The 19550-nt window shown below is 35.3% G+C and carries 16 protein-coding genes and 1 pseudogene; 5 read left to right on the top strand and 12 right to left on the bottom strand.

Annotation, left to right across the window (positions count from 1 at the left end):
• The first annotated feature begins 89 nt into the window (after positions 1-89).
• From C4F49_RS14705 to C4F49_RS18110, 5 genes and pseudogenes are all read left to right on the top strand, one after another.
• The gene (locus C4F49_RS14705; RefSeq protein WP_262894798.1) at positions 90-1136 is read left to right on the top strand and encodes a type I restriction endonuclease; all 1047 of its coding nucleotides are present in this window, start codon (positions 90-92) and stop codon (positions 1134-1136) included.
• A 486-nt stretch (positions 1137-1622) separates the two neighbouring features.
• Positions 1623-1901 carry a DUF3892 domain-containing protein gene (locus tag C4F49_RS14710; protein WP_196936602.1) on the top strand — a complete coding sequence of 93 codons (279 nt, stop codon included), beginning with the start codon at positions 1623-1625 and terminating at the stop codon, positions 1899-1901.
• 143 nt (positions 1902-2044) lie between these two features.
• Positions 2045-2354, top strand: a pseudogene (locus C4F49_RS18015) (YWFCY domain-containing protein); the annotation flags it as partial.
• Complete coding sequence (locus C4F49_RS14715) at positions 2346-3644, top strand: type IV secretory system conjugative DNA transfer family protein (RefSeq protein ID WP_231388376.1); 1299 nt, start codon at positions 2346-2348, stop codon at positions 3642-3644. The pseudogene C4F49_RS18015 and the gene C4F49_RS14715, both read left to right, overlap by 9 nt.
• Before the next feature lie 111 nt (positions 3645-3755).
• Positions 3756-3881, top strand: a complete 126-nt coding sequence (locus C4F49_RS18110; RefSeq protein WP_262894789.1) for a hypothetical protein — start codon at positions 3756-3758, stop codon at positions 3879-3881.
• 306 nt (positions 3882-4187) lie between these two features.
• Here the strand turns inward: C4F49_RS18110 and C4F49_RS14720 are convergent, their stop codons facing one another.
• The 12 genes from C4F49_RS14720 to C4F49_RS14775 all read right to left on the bottom strand — a co-directional run bounded on the left by C4F49_RS14720 (position 4188) and on the right by C4F49_RS14775 (position 19079).
• Positions 4188-5405 carry a site-specific integrase gene (locus C4F49_RS14720; RefSeq protein WP_336244704.1) on the bottom strand — a complete coding sequence of 406 codons (1218 nt, stop codon included), beginning with the start codon at positions 5403-5405 and terminating at the stop codon, positions 4188-4190.
• Positions 5406-6011: 606 nt separating this feature from the next.
• Complete coding sequence (locus C4F49_RS14725; RefSeq protein WP_196936603.1) at positions 6012-7154, bottom strand: Wadjet anti-phage system protein JetD domain-containing protein; 1143 nt, start codon at positions 7152-7154, stop codon at positions 6012-6014.
• Complete coding sequence (locus tag C4F49_RS14730) at positions 7151-9655, bottom strand: ATP-binding protein (protein ID WP_196936604.1); 2505 nt, start codon at positions 9653-9655, stop codon at positions 7151-7153. Before C4F49_RS14730 ends, C4F49_RS14725 begins: the two co-directional genes overlap by 4 nt.
• Before the next feature lie 24 nt (positions 9656-9679).
• Positions 9680-10549, bottom strand: a complete 870-nt coding sequence (locus C4F49_RS14735; RefSeq protein ID WP_196936605.1) for an ATP-binding protein — start codon at positions 10547-10549, stop codon at positions 9680-9682.
• Positions 10533-11111 carry a DUF4194 domain-containing protein gene (locus C4F49_RS14740; RefSeq protein WP_196936606.1) on the bottom strand — a complete coding sequence of 193 codons (579 nt, stop codon included), beginning with the start codon at positions 11109-11111 and terminating at the stop codon, positions 10533-10535. Before C4F49_RS14740 ends, C4F49_RS14735 begins: the two co-directional genes overlap by 17 nt.
• Positions 11108-12568: a DUF3375 domain-containing protein gene (locus C4F49_RS14745; protein ID WP_196936607.1), complete on the bottom strand. Its 1461-nt coding sequence runs from the start codon at positions 12566-12568 to the stop codon at positions 11108-11110. The genes C4F49_RS14740 and C4F49_RS14745 overlap by 4 nt, the downstream gene beginning before the upstream one ends.
• Positions 12565-13593 (bottom strand): hypothetical protein, encoded by a 1029-nt coding sequence (locus tag C4F49_RS14750; RefSeq protein ID WP_196936608.1) that lies wholly within the window; start codon positions 13591-13593, stop codon positions 12565-12567. Before C4F49_RS14750 ends, C4F49_RS14745 begins: the two co-directional genes overlap by 4 nt.
• 15 nt (positions 13594-13608) lie before the next feature.
• A complete protein-coding gene (locus tag C4F49_RS14755; RefSeq protein ID WP_196936609.1) occupies positions 13609-15549 on the bottom strand; it encodes an AAA family ATPase in 1941 nt (646 codons plus the stop codon).
• A gap of 12 nt (positions 15550-15561) precedes the next feature.
• Positions 15562-15780 carry a hypothetical protein gene (locus C4F49_RS14760; protein ID WP_196936610.1) on the bottom strand — a complete coding sequence of 73 codons (219 nt, stop codon included), beginning with the start codon at positions 15778-15780 and terminating at the stop codon, positions 15562-15564.
• Positions 15781-15788: 8 nt separating this feature from the next.
• Entirely contained in the window at positions 15789-15998 is a 210-nt protein-coding gene (locus tag C4F49_RS14765) for a KTSC domain-containing protein (protein ID WP_196936611.1), read from the bottom strand.
• 2 nt (positions 15999-16000) lie between these two features.
• A complete protein-coding gene (locus C4F49_RS14770; RefSeq protein WP_196936612.1) occupies positions 16001-17866 on the bottom strand; it encodes an ATP-binding protein in 1866 nt (621 codons plus the stop codon).
• Positions 17856-19079, bottom strand: coding sequence for an SIR2 family protein (locus C4F49_RS14775; RefSeq protein ID WP_196936613.1), 1224 nt, complete (start codon positions 19077-19079; stop codon positions 17856-17858). The genes C4F49_RS14770 and C4F49_RS14775 overlap by 11 nt, the downstream gene beginning before the upstream one ends.
• Positions 19080-19550 lie beyond the last annotated feature (471 nt).

The raw sequence follows: 19550 nt of genomic DNA on the forward strand, positions 1-19550 counted from the left end.
TCTACAAGGCCAAGAAGCAGGGGAAGACGCTTTGCGGCTGGGAAGATTAAGTAAAAATTAACTGAATGAAAATATTAACTGACTACAATATGGATTTTAAAGACGAGATACGCCAGTTTGCAAAACGAGTGGACAGGTTGTTACCGCAAATCAAGACTGAGGAAGCCACCAAGACCTCGCTCATTATGCCTTTCCTAAAAATATTAGGTTATGATGTATTCGACCCGTTTGAGGTACAACCAGAGTTTATTGCCGATATCGGCATCAAAAAAGGGGAGAAGGTAGATTATGCCATTCTTCGGGATGACAAACCTATCATTCTAATCGAGTGCAAACACTATGCAGATGGACTCGACCCTCATAATTCACAGCTTTTTCGCTATTTCCATACGACCGAAGCAAAATTTGGCTTATTGAGCAATGGCTTAGAATATCGGTTCTATACTGATCTGGTTACCTCCAACAAAATGGATGAGAAACCATTTTTCGAATTTAAAATCACGGATATTAAAGACACAGAGATTGCTGAGCTGCGTAAATTTCACAAATCAGTATTCGATCTGGATAGCATATCCAGTGCTGCTAGTGAACTCAAGTATTTTAATGAGCTCACCATTCTTGCCACTGGTGAATTGCAAAACCCAAGCGATGAATTCGTGCGATACTTTGCGAAGCAAGTGTATCCAAGTGTGGTCACAGCCAAAATATTGGAGCAGTTTACACCTTTAGTGAAGCGTGTGTTCACCCAGATCGTACATGATCAGATCAGCGAGAGGCTTAAAAGTGCATTGAAAAAAGAAACCGATGGCGAAGCACAGCATTTGCCAGTTACTTTAGAGGCCGAACCACTGGTAGTTACCACACAAGATGAAATCGATGGTTTCCTTATTGTCAAATCTATCCTTCGTAAAGAAATAGAAGTAGGTCGAATCTTCATGCGCGATAGTCAATCCTATTGCGGTATCCTGCTAGATGACAATAACCGTAAGCCAATCTGCCGGTTTTATTTCACTCCGAGTCGTTTACGTATCGGATTATTTGATCAGGAGAAGAAGGAAACTAAGCATGATTTGGTAGTGATAGATGATATCTATGCACATGCCGAACAAATCATGGAGACAGTGGGTAATTATTAAGAACTTATGAGACGTTTTCTGTCACTAATTATTTTGGTCCTATTAGTCGCAGGGTGCGGTAAAGAGCAACAAGACGACGAAATATATGGTTACGAGGTGGAGTGCAATCACTGTACTATCAGTTATCTCGATGCTAGTCAACGTTATGTTACCATTCATGATCAACGGAATCATTGGAAGATTGAATTTCATAATATGGTTATTTACGACCTTCATGTAACAGCTAACACTTCTTCCGCTAGTGGCGGAATAATAAAAGTACATATACTGAAAAACGGCTCTAGAATAATGTCGCGATCGGATAATAGCAGTGTAACGACAAGTTATAATGCGCCATCTTCTGGATCATCTAAACAACATTCCACTTCAACTCTTTGCGGAGCACCCACCCAAAAAGGAGGATCCTGTCAACGTAAAGTGAGCGGTGGTGGAAGGTGTTGGCAACATAAATAACATAGATATTATTCACTTATAAAATTTAAAATTATGACAATTGAAATCAAATGTATTAACAAAACAGATAGGTATAGTGCCTATGAGAGAATTAAGTCTATTGGAGGAACGAACTCTAATGGAACTCGTTGGAAGCTTTCTCAGCAGGAGGCCATCGATGGTATTGAAAATGGAAAATGGAGTTTTTATGTATCCAAAGGCGGACAGACCGTAAGGGTCATTGTTGCCAAAAATGGGAATAATAAATATATAAAAACAGAAAATGACGGTGAGCAGCCTAACAATTTGTTGAGTTTACCTGAATGCCCATAATCCTGTTTTAAGGTTGTGGTGCAAATATTCAATGAATTAATAGATTGATTCTTTGTTGTTTACTACTGAATTTTGAAGGAAGGCTCAAATTATAACTCGAGTCTATATTTTTCTACTTACACACTTTATGGGATACAGTCATATTGATACTTCATTTTTACTATTACTGCTATTATTTATTCAAACATTTTGACCTCACATGGCCTTTTACAGACCAGATATTAAGCAATATTGAGAGGGGGGGTATACACGTCATTTCATAAATCTAAACTTATTGCATTGGGCTTTCTGATACTTTCCTTGTTGGGAGCAAAGGGTAAGAAAAGCGAAAAGATTAATTACAAAACAGCACTCAGATATATAATTTCGGGACTGTTATTGTTCTTTTTGAGCTGGTTTATCCTGCTTGAAAAGAGTACACCCGTTGGTGCTTCCATAGGCTATATGTTTACGGTTTCCGTAGGATTTATACTAATTTTTACAGGTGGTACACTGCTCAGCCGTATTATCAAAGATGCTCTGGTAGATGATATTTTCAATGCTGAAAGCGAAACATTTCCACAGGAAGAAAAGCTGATTGAAAACGAATACAGCATTAACCTCCCGGCTAAATACCGATATAAAGGAAAGGTCAGGAACTCGTGGATTAATTTCATCGCGGTTTTTCGCAGTGTGATTGTGCAGGGAGGCCCCGGAGCAGGTAAAACAGCTTTTGTTATCCGCCATTTTATCAGTCAGGCATTGGGCAAACCGGAGCCGTACACCATGTTGGTTTACGATTTCAAGTTTGCCGATCTGTCGCTTATCGCTTATAATCACTGGCTAAAGAATAAGCATAAATACAAGCATGAATCAGTGTGCTATTTTATTAATTTTGATGACCTTTCAAGAAGCCATCGATGCAATCCGCTTGATCCAATTACTATGGAAGATATTACAGATGCTTCCGAATCTGCAAGGACGATTCTGTATGGATTAAATCGTGAATGGCAAAAAAAGCAAGGGGATTTTTTCGTGGATTCTGCAATCAATTTTGTGACAGCGGTCATTTGGTATTTAAGAAAATACAATGACGGCTTATATTGTACATTGCCTCATGTTATCGAGTTTATTCAATTAGAGTACGATAAAATGTTCAGTTTGCTGAACCAGGAAGATGAAGTAATATCCTTGATTACAGTCTTTATTCAGGCGTATCAGAACGGCGCGGTGGAACAATTGGAAGGACAGATAGCATCTGCTAAAATAGCATTGGCTCGGTTGTCATCTCCACAGCTTTACTATGTTCTTTCGGGTGATGATTTTAAGCTGGATATCAATAATCCTGAGCATCCGAAAGTCCTTTGTCTTGGCAACAATCCACAAAAGATTTTGACGTATGGAGCTGTATTATCGTTGTATGTTAACCGGCTGCTGAAGATCATAAACAAAAAGAACAAACTTAAATGTATGTTGGTCTTCGACGAATACCCCACCCTGACAGCAGACGTAACAACTACAATTTCCACTGGCAGAAGTAATTTAATAAGTGTCCTTCTAGGAGTGCAATCAATACAGCAATTGGTTAAGGAATACGGAAAAGAACAGGCTGATGTAATCACAACGATAGTAGGAAATGTCATATCCGGACAGGTTACAGGAGAAGGAGCAAAGCGGTTGAGTGAGCAGATTGGTAAGATTATGCAGGACCGGCAAAGCCTTTCTATAAACCGTACAGATACCTCCATTAGCAAATCAAAATAATTAGAATCTGCTATTCCGGCATCCAAAATTGCCAGTTTTTCATCAGGTGAATTTGCAGGAGTGCTTTCCGACACACCTCAACAACCAATGCCGTTAAAAGCATTTCCTTGTATGATCCAAAATGATTTTGATGCGGTCAACAGGGAAGAGGAAGCTTACGAACCGATACCTGTTATCCGTGAGGTTGATAACAGTTTAAGAAATCCTAATGAGGAACTAGGAGATTCTTTTCAATGAAAAAAGATATATAAAAATCAGTATGCGGTGCAACAAGATCGACAACGAGATAAAAACAACATATAAGCCTGATCCTGTTCGCATATTCGACTACCATAAGCAACTCAATCTATGAGGGTCGGCGCTCCCACTATGGACTTTTCTTTGTTTAGCCGACGCAAAGGTGCACCAAGAGAGGGTTGTAGCATGTAAAAACATCCTAAAATAACTTCTCCAATACCCTTCTGGAGATTTTGTTCGTATACATCGTCAACAAAGTGCTTTATCAGCTTTTGATAAAGCTACAGATGATCAAAATTATAAAATCTATATCATCAATTTTCTTTTCAGTACAGCCATGTCTTCACCGATTTTTATGTCCAGCACTTTCGCATAATGCTGAGTTGTCTTTATGTTCATATGTCCGAGCATTTTTGATACACTTTCGATGGGAACCCCGTTTGCCAGAGTGACGGTGGTGGCAAAAGTATGGCGCGCAATGTGAGAAGTAAGCTTTTTATCTATATCGCAAAGCACTGCAATTTCCTTTAGATATTCGTTCATTTTCTGATTGCTAGGCACTGGCAATAATGAATTTTTATTCACGCAGATTGGGTGATCGCTGTATCTTTCGATGATATCTGTTGCGGCAGGCAATAAAGGGATTGCGGTTCTTATTTTGGTCTTTTGCCTATAGGTAAAGATCCAGCGTTCTCCGTCAGGTCCTGTATTTATGTTTTCGGTTTTTAGCTGAAATACATCTATGTAAGCTAGTCCCGTATAGCAGCAGAACAGAAACACATCCCTAATCTGTCTCAATCGTTCAGAAGCAAATTGTTTATCGGTGATTTTACACACTTCTTCTTTAGTCAGGTAATGGCGATTCACAGTTTTAGATTTACCCTTGTACCCTAAAAGTGGATTTCTATCTATCCAGCCGCTTGATAAACATATCTGGATTATTTTTCCTAGATTTTTGATGTTCTTGACTACATAATTATTGCTGCAGCTTTTTTTCGATCTTAAATAGAAATCGAAATCGGTAATGAAGGATTGATCAATTTTTTTTACAGCAATGTCATTAAGGCTGTACGTGAATTGCATAAAGCTCTTTAGATGGGATTCGAGCACTTTGTAGCGTTTCCATGTTCCCAGAGCAAATTCCTTTCCTACTAAACTTTTCATTTTATTATTATGGTCTTTAACAGCTTCTAATAGTGTATGAGAGTCAAGAGATTTTCCAGCAAACCTATTTTTGATTGTCTCGGCAGTAATGTTTTCTTGCTCGCGGATCAGCGATTCATATGCTTGATAAATGCTTATTTGCAGATGGTCTAGATGCGTGTTTAGCAGTCTGGACTCCTCATTGGTTCCTTTAGCTTTTCCTGCTTTAGAATTCCAACGTTCAGGGTTGCAGTTTCTGCCAGTTGCCAGTTCTGCTCGTTTTCCATTGACAGTAATTCTTACGTAAATGGGAACATTTCCACCACTGAATTTTTTTGGTTTTTTTAAATAGAATAGTAAGCTGAAATTCGTTTTCATCATGATCAACAGTATAGAATAAAACATAATCAAGTACTGTCCTTCAGTACCGACTCTGCACGGCCACAAAATAATGCAGTGCAAATTAGCTTTGCTAGCTGACGTCGTCAAGATGTTCGTTCTTCAAACTAGCTGTCTAAAAGCTGGTTGAAGTCTGTTCGGTGAGTAGAGGTGGCTTGTAAAACTACTCACCGAATTGCTCACTTTTTATATGAGAATTCCTGTAAGTTTTTAGATGCCTCAAAAAGTAAAAACCCTGCTAATCGTGCGATTGCAGGGTTTTAGTACATTTTAAATTGAATTTTTGTGAACTCATTGGTACAAAACTCGAACTCTTTATTGGAAGATTTAAGGCGATTGAGTCAATTGAAAGATAGTCCATGTCAACAAGACTTGGACGCGGCACACAGGATCGAACTTAAAGAAGAAAGTCTAAGAAAAAAAAGGTAATATTGTCAGGTTATTGGTAATGACAGCCCTTGAACCAAAATCTGGGGTCAATATCCCCGGAATATGCAATACCCTCAAGAAAATTGAAAAGATGATTTGACACTATTTCAAATCCATAAATAATTCTCTTTGATATTTATTATAGTAAATTTTGTCGTTTTAAAGAATATTCTCTTTAACCCAATACAGCGGTATTTTTTCTTGTTCAAGCCTCCAATTATTTGTTTTTAAAATATCATAAAGTAACTGTTCCTCGTCTGTCAAATTGAGTTTCGTTGAAACACCTGTTGGAGTGCCTTTGTCATTTTCAAAGAATTCCTCAAAAGTTATTTTATCCATTAGCATACTTTTGGTATGTGGAAAATAAGATCTGAATTGGGATAGTATTTCAAAACCTTGGGCATCAATATCTCCCCAATAAAACAATTTGACATTGAAAAACCAATTTGCATTTTTAAGATTATAAACGCTATAACCGCTCCCAAATATGGCAATCGTTCTGTCCATTTTGGGTAGCGTTAAAGTGGTATAAAGTGTTGTTTTGTTTTCAACTACCAAAACTCTTTTAATTGGCAAATTCAATGTCTCAAATTGGCTTATAGGAATTGCCAGATCATCAATTCCTAAAAAGTATTCTTGGCTTATTTGTTTGTCCAGTATTTTAAATCGGATAAGTGGTTCACTAAACTTAAGATGAAACCTTTTTTCAAATTCTTTATACTCGCTGTTGACATGCTCTGGAAGCAGAATGTCAAGCAATTCCCGAATTACACTTTTATTTCTTTCGATAAATTTTGTGTGAATTTTTATTGGCAATTCTCTTATATACAAATTTGGTTTGGGATTTTGTTTAAAGTATTGACATACTTTCAAAATATTATCCCATTCCATTTGATTTGTAATTACTCGCAACGCATTTTTGATGATCCAGTCTTTTAATTCAGGAAATGCATTAGTAATTTTTTCAACATCTGACTTAAATAATTCTACTTCCTTCTCTTTGCCCAAAAACTTCAAAAAATCTTTTTCTGTATCAAAGTAAATGGAAATGGGTAAGTTTTGTGAGGCTAAAAATTTTGTTTTTACTAATTGAAATTCCAATGTGTAGCCAGACCCTTTTCTCTCTTTTGATTGACTGACGATTTGCTGAATTTCTTTTTCAAATTCAGGTAATGATGATTTGGTGTATGATTTATCCCCACGAATAACCAATTTTTCAAAAGGTTTCTGTTCTACTAATGATTGAAGAAAAGAAATGTACTTTTTATCGGTTTTGTTTCTTATTTCTTGTGCTGTAATCATTGATTCAAATAATTGGATTTTTCTTCTTTGAATTGTTCAATCGGCATATCATACAACCAGGAATGTCGCTCTTCTTTGCGTTCTACAAAATGAACGAATGAAATATCATTTTCTACAATGTGAATGTTGTCGCTTGGTGTAACTACCAACAACTGCAAATGAAGCTGTTTGCAAAGCGTAATCAGGTATCTAGCCTTATCTTCATCTTGTGCCTTGAACGCTTCATCAATGGCGATAAAGCGAAACGAATTACTTTGTAACCCTTCTTTTGTTAAGCCAAATTGATATGCAATGGCAGAACCTAAAATGGTGTAGGTAAGTTGTGCTTTTTCTCCACCTGAAAGCTGTCCCATTGCTTCATAGGTTTTGAATTTTTGATTGGTTTCTTTATAAAACTCTTCAGCCTTGTAACTAAACCAAGAGCGAACATCCATTACTTTTCTACGCCATTCTTCTTTATCCAATTTTTCAATAAAAGGCTGAATATTTTCATTAAAATGATGCTTTCTTCCGTCAATTGTAGCATTCATCTGATGCACATTCGGAACGGCATTATCCAGAAGCCTCCTAAATTCTTTTACTTCATCACTGATTTTATTAGGCGCAACAATTTGAATGTAGGTCTTAGGATTGCTTTTGAAGTCAATCTCTTTCAAGGATGTGTTCAGATGCTGAATATTGTCTTTTATAGAATCCGACCAGTTTTGAAAAAACATTCTGAAATCACCCACTTTGTTGGTAATGGTTTCCTGTAAATAGTCGTTGAATTTCTTCTCAAATTTCGGAAGATTATCATTTTGAAGTTTTCCCAATCTTTCCTGGTATTCTCCTATAAAATCTAGATTAGTAGAATCGGGCAATGAATTGACATCCGAACGCCAATCTTTGAATTTGTTGGTAATGGTTTCGTTCGGTTGCTTGAAAGCATTGATTTTAATTCTTACTTCGCTTTCTTTTTGTTGCTTTAGATTTTTAAGTTCTGCTTCTTGTCTTGATAATTCACTTTGAAAATTTGTTTGTGTCGATTTGATACTTGAATAATCTACATTAAGAATTTCACTATTGTTGTTTTCAAACTCAACAACATCTAAAATTCCAATAATCTGAATTGCGTTTTTATTTTCAGACATTCCCTTTTCAATATCTTCAATATTCTTTTTCTTATTAAATATATCTTGTCCCTTATTGAAAATATCAACTTCAGCAAGCTGTTTTAAGTCGATTTGCACCTTCTTCAATTGCTCTTGTAACTGCTTTACCCGGTCGTTTGTTTTTTCTAATCCTTCTTTTTGTTCTGTCTTTTCCTGAATTTCATTAGCATAAAACTGCCAGTTTATATCATCGTATTTATCAAACTTTGAAAACAAATTATGACATTCATCTCTGAAAATTCCTAAATTTCTTATTTCGTTGTTTGTACTTGAAATTGCCTTTTTATTTTCGGACTGTTGATTTTGCAGACTATTTAATTCTTTCTTTAATACAGTTATTTTCTCTTTGTTATCCCACCCCAAAACATAGTTTTCTTTTCTAGAAATGTGCGGACGGTCGTCTTTTTCGTGTTTTCCTCTTTTGAATTTTATCAATCCGTTTTGGGTAATTGCCATTTCTGAATGACGTTCAAATTCCGAAATGTTATCTACACAGGTAAAACTAAATTGTGCTTCCAAATAGTTTTCAATCCAATCGGCATAAACTGTTTTGGGTTTTATATCAATCTTATTAAATAAGGATTTTTCTCCGATATTTTTATTTTGAAAATTTTTGAGATAATCTTGCTCTTCGAATTTATCATAACGGATTCTGCCTTTCAGATTGTGGTTATTCACATATTGATTTACTTGTGAATAATATTTTGGAGGGACAATCAAACGCAAAGCAAAATTGTGCAATACTTTTTCGATGGAAGATTCCCAATTCTGTTCATCTTCTTTTACTTTAATCAATTCGCCAATAAAAGGAACTTCTTCTCTACTTGCTCCAATGTGCGCAATAATTTCATCTCGTATTTCTGCCTCGCGACCAGCGATGTTGTTTTTATTTTCCTGAAGTGTTCTAATTGTTTTTACTAACTCTTCCGTGTCCTGTTTTAGTTTGTCTTCTTCGTTTTTAAAGGCACGAAGATTTTCATTTTCTTCATCAATATCCTGTTGAGTACTTTGCTTTAGTTCTTTTGCTCTTTCCCGGTTTTCAATAAAAGCTTCTTCGCTTGGATTGGTGTTTAGCTTTATGTTTTGAGCAATTTTATTATAATCGTCAAGTTTTCTGCTTCTGTTATCTTTTAAGATTTGGAGGTTCTTAATTTCTTTTTCTAAATCTTTGATTTTACTTCCGACTTCATCTTTTTCAATAGCAATGGCAGTAGTTCTTTCTTCTTGTTTTAGGTCATCTTCTTTCGCTCGCAACCCGGCTAATTTATCCTCTAAAAGTTGTAACGTTTCTTTACATTTTTCCAATTCCTTTTCACCTAATTCAACGCCTTTATTAGCAAACCAATACACAGCCGTTTCTTTTGATAATTCTAACTAATGTAAATCATTTTGAATTACATTTAATTTGTTTGCTATCTCGTTAATTGGTGTAAGTTGTTTGATTTGTTCTTTGGCTTTTTCAATATTGGTTTTAGCATCCATTAAAGTCAAAAAACTTTCTTTAAGTTGGATAAATTCAGCTTCTGCATCTTGTTCTTCCAGCATATTTGTTCGGATAAATTCATCCAAATCTTCCAAAACTTTTACGCCCACAACCTGATTAAACAAGCTCAACGCTTTAACAGAACGCATCCCAAACAAATTGGACATTCTTTCGGCATAAGCTGTTGGTCCTTCTATAAATTCAATCTTGTTTTTAGTTGCATTGGCATTGTACATTTTATCCAATCTTCTTTTCCACAAGCCTTTAGCATCAAAATCACGAAAATCTTTTTCTACTTCAAGCGGAACATGAGCAATTCCAAATTGCCGTCTCAATTCATTATTAGAAAACCAGCGAACCTGAAACAGCGTAATTTGCTTTTGGTCGGTGTTTGAAAAGGAAGCAAGAATTACGGAATAGGTGTTTGTATCACGCAGTTTTTGTGTAGAGGTTGAACTTTTGCCTTCTTCCTGGATGTTTCCGTAATGCCCTAATACATACGTTTCTTCGGTTCGGTCGCCTTTCTTATCAACACCGGATGATTGATTGTAAAAACGGTCTTTTTTTGCAGGAACAATTAACGTCAACAACGCATCAATGTAGGTGCTTTTTCCTGAGGCATTTGCTCCGGTCAACAATGAATTATTTCCCTGCGGATTGATTCTGAAAACCTTTTCGTTAAAAGTTCCCCAATTGTAAACTTCCATGTATTGAAGTCTGAAACCTGCTTTGTGGGAACTGGTGCTAAACAGACTCAACATATTCTTTCAGTTTTGTTTGAAAATCCCGCAATATATCCAGCGTTATTTTTTCTTTGATAATTCGGTGTATCTGGTATTTTATTTCGTTTTCTTTTTCATTTATTACTTTTAAATAACCTAAATCTACTGCACTTCGAATATATTTGTCTAAATCTTTCTGAAATCTCAATTTATTATAACCTTCTTGCAGAAAGAGTTCCAACTCATCTTTAATTTCTGTATCTGTAATAAATTTCTCACTTGCCAATTGTGTTGGGTTGCTGTCAAAATCTTCTAAGCTTTGCCTTAAAACGACCAAAACTATGGATGTTTCAAAACCAATTTGCCGTCTTGTTACCAAGCCAAGCGTTTTACCTTCGCTGTCTTCCAATTGTTTCACAAAAGCAAATCCTTCGTCTTTCTTTACGATAAGTTCTAAACCAATCTGGCTGATATAATCCTGAATTTCATTTTGATAAAGAATGATGTCATCCCAGACGTTTGAAGTGCGTTCAACTGTGGATTTAAGCAATCTTACAATTGCTTTGCTATATGGGGTAATATACTGTTCTAAGCTACTCATTTAGTCAAAATTATTTCAGGAATTTTTATGTGTTTTCCTCTTTCCACATCGAAGATTATGTTCTGTGTTTTTTCGGGATTGATAACGTGTTTAAACTCTTTTACAATTCCAATATATCCGAACAATTCGGGCAAACCTTTTTCGAGTCCGCCATAATTTTCAACCACGTCTAAAAGTGTTGTTTGCGATTTTTCTTTCAAAATATCTTTGATTCTTTTCCTTAGCAACTCTTTGTCAATGTTGGATTGTGAAAACAATTTTTCTAAATGATTGGAGGTCATAATGTTTTCGTCTGCTATTTTTGGTTTGTTGGTATAAGTAACTTCTTCATTTTGTTCGGTCGCTAATTTACGTTCAAACGGGATATTGATTTCAATTTCGGTTTCCAATTCAAACGAAATGTCGGGCTTCTTTTTTGTTTTGCTGATTTCTACCAATTGCTTTTTGATTTCCTGGATCAACTTTTTCGTGGCTTCCGATTTTGTGCTTTCGGTTTCACGAATGATACGACTTAGTTTTTCAGCCATTTTATCATTGGCTTTATAGACCTTTCTTCCCGAATTGTACAAATGATTTTTCATTCCTTTGAGAAACGAATCGTTGACAGGAATAGCCTTTTCTTCCAAAGTCAGATACAATTCTTTAGTCAGACTTTCCCATTTGTTTTGCAAATCAGGATTGAGAATAAATGACCAGAATGCGTAGAAACTTTTGCCTTGCTGGCTGTCTTTCAGTTCATCAAGAGCATCAAAAGTAAAAGACAGAATATCGCTTTTCGTTAAACTTCCTTCAGCGTGTTTTTGATAAATTCCTTTTGTTATTTCTTTAAAATTATCTTCTACTTCCTTGAAATCGGATAATAGTTCTTTCGCTGACTGATTGAGTTGGTTGAAACGTGGAACGATTTCAAATTCTTCAAATACCTTTACATCTTCACCGATTTTTATGCGTTGAATTTGTTGTTCAATTTCCAGTTTCTTTTCTTCCAGTAATTGAATACGCTTCTCGGCATCTTCATTGGTAAACTCCACCAACTCTTTCAACTGATTCAGAATATTGTTGAACTTGGATTCTGTACCAACAAATTCCTCCTTTTTCAAACTTACTAACCAGTCTATGGTTTTGCTTGAATGGACAGAAAGTTCATAGGATACTTCGCCTTGTTCATCAGGGTAATTTGTTAAGAAACCGCTGTTTGTCCATTTCTGAATGTATTTTTTAGCTTTTACTTCATACGTATCAAACACACTGATTTCGCTTTCTTCGTCATTCTCGATTTCGTGTCCTTCCAAAAAATCCGCTAATTGTGTATGCATATTTTCGAAAGAAATTGCACCTTGCTTGTTTGAAAAGGTGTTTACAAGAAATTCAATAACTATTGCTCTGTTTCGTAAACGCAACAGTTCAACACTCGGCGAAGTGTTTAGTGTGTTTAGGAGTTGAGAAATATCCGTCATTTCAGCGCATTGATTTCATTTTCGATTAAACGGTATTTATCTTTTACATCTTCTCCCTGATAATAATTCAGTAAATCCTCTTTTGTCAATGTACCATCGGTCAAGAATTTTTTGAAGTATTGTTGATTAAACTCCATTAACAAGATACTTTTTTCCAGTTGTTTAAGAATAGCTTTATTATTCTCAATATTATTATAAACCAGACTTTTTATTGTTGTGATTTCATTGATGTCTTTTATAAGCCGATTGACCAATATCGCCAACAAATCCTTATCTAAGTCTACCTGTTTTGCATTTAACGCAATATCTCTTGCCAGCATATAAGCTATTGCTAAATTGGAATAATCTCCCTTTTGTGAATTGATGATCGCAACTAATCCGACACCGGGAATATACCCTACATTTTCAAACTCTTTAAGAACAGAGTTATCTACCAATGAAATATCAAATACAATTAGGCTTACTTTTGCATCCCTGTTAGCTTGCGCTTCGAGCAATTGGCTCCAAGCGGTATCGGTCTTTCTTGTAAACAAATCTTTGGATTCGATATCTCCTAACCGGACACTTTTGTCGAATTTACATTCAATCGCAATTCTCAGATTTGGATTACCATCTACTTCACAAATGATATCGCCTGTTTTATTTCTTGGAATAGTTCCTGCTGTATTGCCCGTAAGTATTGCCCGGTCTTTTAATCTTTTCTCTACAAAATATTGATTGAGAAAATCGACTATCTCATCTTCTGCCAATATTCCTTTGATAGAGGATTTGTAAAACAGCTCCTTTTTCATATCAAAGATCATCTTCAGGCTTTCCAGTTCTGTTCCCAGTTCATTACTGGTTTTGGAAAGAAATGCTGACATACGGTCTTCCATTAGTGCCAGCACACCGATATAAATAGACCGGAGTAGCTTTTCATCCCGTTCCGTCGCAGGAAGGCTGTCAAAATAGTTGAAAACGATTTGGTTTTCGATTTCGAATTCTTTTATTTCTAAGCGTTTAAGCTGTTGATTGATTCTTAGCATCCTAATTTTATTATTTTATACAACAAACCTCATATCCTTTATGCCTTTTTCTCCTACCCATTTCTGAAATTCCTCTCCCAATCCCTCAGAAAAGTCTTTATCAAATGGCTCTTCCTTACATTTTGTATCAATAAGATCATCTAAAATTGCTTCTATAGATTTTTTCACCTCATCTTCATCTTTAATTTTTTTGAACATTATCCAAGGTTTATCTTTAGCAGATGAAGATTTATAGTTTCCATCCTCATCAAGTTCGATTTCATTATGAGCTACCTCAAATGTTGACATAGAAACTCTATGAACTATTCTTAGACCTGATTTTCTCGCATTCGTTATCTCAACATAAATGTCTTGATTTCCCGTCCATACATTATTTATATTCCCTTTTTTATTCTTTGGATAATCAGTATCGTGAAGTACAGAAAAATCTATTTTGAAATGCTTGAGCATTTTTATCAAAGGAATGATTGTGTATTTTCCTCTGGCTCTTATTAATATTGGTCGGCAATTAACGTGGTATTTATCGGCGTTCATTCTCATAATGGTATCAAACGCGGCATATTCAGTATCGCCTTCAATCAGAATAGGATATTGACCGAAAAACATTTCAGAAAGGTTTTGGTCAAAACTATTAAGTAATTTCAGGTTTTCAATTTCCTCTTCTGAAAATTTGATCTCATCAGACCGATAAGTATTTGGAGTTGGATTACCCTCATTCCTTGATAACCGAACTATTGTCGTGTGGTCTTCAAAAGGATTAATGAAAAGAGGGCTGTGTGTCGTAAGCATAACCTGCCAAGATGGATCGTTTGCCAGCTCATATAAGTATTTAGACGCAGCTCTTATTCCATTTGGGTGAAGTGCTATCTCAGGTTCATCTATCAGCAACATATACCCTGGTAATGCCACTTCATTATTCCTTTCATCTACTGCTTTTTCTGCTTCAATTTTTTGTGCATTTTCTAACTCTTTTGTCTTTTCATCAATCGCTTCTTGCTTCGTTTGTTTCGTTGCATCGGTTTTCGCCTTTTCCCTTTCGCTTTCAAGCTTCTTAATATCTTTTTCTATTTGCTTTATTCTCTTTTCATTATCGGCTTTAAAAATTTTTACCGCCTGTAGCCTGGAACGAACCTGTAACAATGACCAAAATAATGCCCGCTGAGAACCGCTTCCTTGCTGATCCCAGTCAATATTTTCTTCAAACTCCTTGATATTTAATTTAGATCCTTTTATCAACGCATCGAGAGGGTCAACCTTTAAGTCAGACATTCCTATACTTAAATCAATAGAAAGATTTGGGAAGATTTTATTATGACTATTAGTCATTCTTTGGCTTATTTTTTCAATAATCTCTTTATGCTCCTCCACTGGCTTTTGAGCGTGACCAGTAAATATCTCTAACGCCTTGCTCAATTCAGATTCTTTATTCTCTAAATGAGAACGTAGATTCTCAGCGATAGGATCAACTATAAGTTTCAATAAATTTTTTAATTCCGCCTGCGGATTCTCCAATGCACCTATTCTGAAAGGGGCAGGTAATCGGCTATTAAAAACATTATCCAAGCCTGCGGCATTACCATCATCGGAATATTCTTGAGTTTCGGGATCGTAGGTCTTCCTTGTCTTAGAACCATTTTTATCCCATTCCCATCTGCTTTTTACAACTAATAAATCTTCTTGTTTCTCTTTCCACTTCTCAGCTATATTAGCCGTTCCTTCGGGTATGTGAACAGAAATTTCTACATAAGTATTTTGTTCATCGGACCTTTTACAATAGTCCTTATCGTAAGAGTATGTTTGCGTACCAACAGCTAATTCATAAGCTCTCAATACAGTTGACTTACCAGCATTGTTATCACCAACAAGGCATAGGATGTTATCAAGGCTGACCGACAAACCTTCATTACCGATACATCCTAAATTCCCAAAAGAGATTTTTAATAGTTTTGATCGCATATAGTTATTGTATTAATCGTATAGATTTTTCACATATCGATTGATATAGCTATTTAAACCACTACCATTTCGGGCAAGTCTTTTCATAGTTTCTACGTGGTTTTGTCCTGCTTTTCTGTAACTGTAGCGATAAATTCGAGTAGTTCCCGAAAACTTTACAGTGATATAATCAGCACCTATTTCAAAAGAGGAGACTCCTGAATCTCCTCCTGAATTTCTGTATCTTTCCATTGTAAATATTAAACTTTAGAGTAGCGATATACGCCTTTAATATTCTGGGCTAAATACTGCCCATGCGAATCAGCACTCATTATCCCGTCATAAATGTGTTGAGGTACATCAAAATACTGATAGATTGTATTATTCAAAAATTCAATCTCTAAAGTTGAAGTGTTTTCATCATATCCAATTGAAGCGATATTCGATGATGTTACAGGTTTTCTTTCCATTTTTATTTAATTATACGTTCAATTTTCGGGTTTTGAGCTCTCCAAGTTTCAATGAACTCTTCATAATTTGGAGTTTCTTCCATTTTATTACCCCATCCCCCAGGGCGAAGTGAGTCTTTAGATTCAACTTCATCAAAAACAATTGGATCTTGGCTGTCTGGTCTCCTGTCTTTTGAAGGAGCTTTTATAAATGTTCTCATAGGCAATTTTACAGCTTCACCTAAAATTATTGCTTCACCTGTTTTTAAAATCGGTAACATACTAGTGAGACCTTCAAGATTATCAGAAACAGCACTAGTAATATGACCTCTATCCGTGGAGTTTGAAAGTCTTAAAGCGAAGAAAGTACCGCATTGAGAAAGGATTGTAGAATTTATCTCAGATGGTCTTTGGCTCACTATCATTGTCCCAATACCATATTTTCTGCCTTCTTTTACTATTTTTTGAACAATAGAAAGTGCACTTCCCTCGGAATTTAAATAATTATGAGCCTCTTCCATTAGTAGTAAAAGTGGTCTTTCTTTTCCTCCTTGAGAAAGATTTCGAGACCAAAATAAGCCATCATAGATTATCCTAAGTAGAACGCCAATTATTGTGTTCAATATTGTAATTGGAACGCCTGATAAATCTAAAATTGTAATCGGTTTATCACTTCCAATCCAACCTTTCAATAATTCATCTAAATCTTTGTCTACCTCTCCATCATGTTTTGGGGTTAAATCAGTAGGTTTGAAAATGAAGTCAAATCTTGGAATCCTTAATTTTGAACCAAGAGAATGAAGTTGTTGTCCATTTGTTAAAGGAGATTCATTCTGATACTGAACTCGGTCCCCATTAGCCCCATTTGAATTAATTTTTTTAAAGATAGGAGGAAGCCCATTAACTGGGTCTCCTTTAATTTCATTCCCCTCTTTATCTAATTCATAAGCCAGTGGCTTCCCCTCTTTATCTTGATACAGTTTACCTAGAGTTTGTGTATATAACTCATACCAAAGATGATTTAAACTAAAAGGGACTGGAGAATCAACATTTAAGGTGTCCGTACTCAACCCTTTTCTATGATATTTTTCTAAGCTTTTTCTTTTTTCAGATAATATCCTTTCTAGTATTGTATTATAATCTTTTTCGTTTGAAATTTTCCCAAAACTCACCTCACACAGTTCGTCAAAATTTAAAGCCCAAAACGGAAGTAGAAGTTCTTTTTCAACACTTCCCTCACTTTTATCTGCATTTATCTTATAAAGATTGGCTTTGTCTTTTAAAGCCTGACCATATTCACCATGAATATCAAAAACCAAAATCCGAGAAGACGGATATTTCTCTGTATCTGATAATGCATTTAATAAGCTTGCAACAGTTGTAGATTTGCCAGAACCTGTGGTTCCTACAACCGCAGAATGTCTTGTTATTAATTTGTTCACATCAACTAATGCTGGAATAGATTCAGCACCAGCTATATGTCCAATATTCACAAAATAGGGTTTATCAGGTTGTCCGTATATTCTTTTTAAATCTTCCTCTGAAACTAAATGAACTTCGTCACTTATAGTTGGATATTGGGAAATACCTCTTTGAAACTCACCTGCTCTTTGTCCTTCACCAACTAATTGAATTGTAATCCACCTATTGCCATAAGGTTGATTTGCAACTTGATTTTCAGGAACAGCACCTGCACCAACTTGTGTAATAATACCAAATAGGTAATTATATCCAATAGGGATTTTGACAAAGCTTCCAATTTGTCCGATTCGATAACCTTCCCCGTTAACATAAGTCAAACCTGATAATGAATCATTAACCATTGCTACCCTTATGGTTGTACCAGTTACATCCTGAACCGTTCCTAAGTATGTAGAATTATTTTTCATCTAATTTAGTTTGGTTATAGCCTATAAGTGCTTGCAAAAAATCTCCTAGCTTAGAAAAATCTCCTAATTTTAAAAGATGTTTTTCCTCTGAATCTTCAGTAGATGATATTTTTTGGATACAATTTGCCAAGTTATCTTCATCCTCCATTTCTAAAGGGATTTTCCATTTTCCTCTTACAGTTCCAATCATAGCCTCATCATAAGACCATAGAGCAAGGTTATTTCTTCTTTTGGCTAATTGTATTGCTTTAGGATAACGCTCAACAACTTTTTTTTCTGAGTCTTCAAAAGTTAATGTGTCGAATAACATAGCTATAACCATAGAATTGGGATTTGCTTTTAATGCACTTAAAATTGTATCATTCAAATGTTCATCATTAAATGAATAGCCTGATAATACCATTAATGAATTTGGCAGTCTTAAAAATCTATTAAGTTGGTCTATTAGAGCTAAATATGGCATTTTTCTACTTTGTTCATATTTCAAATGAGAAGGATATATCAAATATGAATCACCATTAGCCTTTGTCAAACTCGATCTGTAAACCTCTTTGTTTTCTTTTTGAAACCAATTTATTGAACCGTGAATTTTCCATAACCTAGTCCAGTGTTTAGGAATCAAGTTATCCTCTACTGCACGTAAATCGAAAAAAGATTGTCTTGAACCTACAAATCCGTCAAAATATGGAATTGATAAATCTTCAAAGGCTTCTTCAAGAAGCAAATCATAATTTGTAGTAAACACCTCAATTGGTTTTTCTCTATCAATTGAAATCCATTGGGCAAGTTTATGGTATGGTGTATCTTTATCTGGGAGATTTACTTCAAGCTTTTCTGCAATTTTATTGCATATATCTTTTTCAAGTTCAACTAAGTTCTCTTTTGTGAATCCTCTGACTGAATTGCCAACAGAGACCTCTTTCAATCCTCGAAGAAAGCTCAAAATGTCTTCAATATTTTTCTCATCTTTTTCTGAAAGGATTACTTCATCAATTAGCTTGTCATAATTGTTTTTATCATCTGTTTTAGACTTTAATTTATCTGTAACCGATTGAGTTAGTTTTGCCACGTCAGGTATTAAAGGCCATTTATCCTTTGGCATATTTACAGATAGAGGGCAACCTGCCGAAATAAAAAAACCTAATGGTTTTTTGTCCTGTGATAATGTTTGTCTTAAAAATTTTATATGCTTTACTGGGTCATGAGCGCTCATTTTCTTTCTATAATTTATTTGATTAAAATCTAGATAAACAACAATTTACCTTTCAAACAAATATAATAAAATAAAAGCTCTATCGATTACGGGAACCCGTATTCGACTCATGAATGAAACTTTATTTAAGACTAGAGTATTTTCTTTAAAAAGTTTAACGTTATCATGAGAAGGACACAGCGTCAGCAATTATTTGCATCGGAGTCAGTAGAGATGAACAAGCACAAAAGGATGTACATTCTGTGTAGCCAAAAAGAAAAATCAGACAAAAATGCATTATTATTTATAACCAGTTATATATAAACATATAAGACTACACTTCGCTATGTATATACCTAGTTAAAATTGTCGTTGACTAGGCAGGGAATATGGCGCAAAGGCATTGCTGGACCGCCTAAATAACGTGGACAGGCCTAAAACTTATCTTAAAACTAAAGAGCAAACAAAATCTTATCTCGAACCCATTACGCC

It is taken from the genome of Sphingobacterium hungaricum (assembly GCF_015210005.1).
Lineage (GTDB): Bacteria > Bacteroidota > Bacteroidia > Sphingobacteriales > Sphingobacteriaceae > Sphingobacterium > Sphingobacterium hungaricum.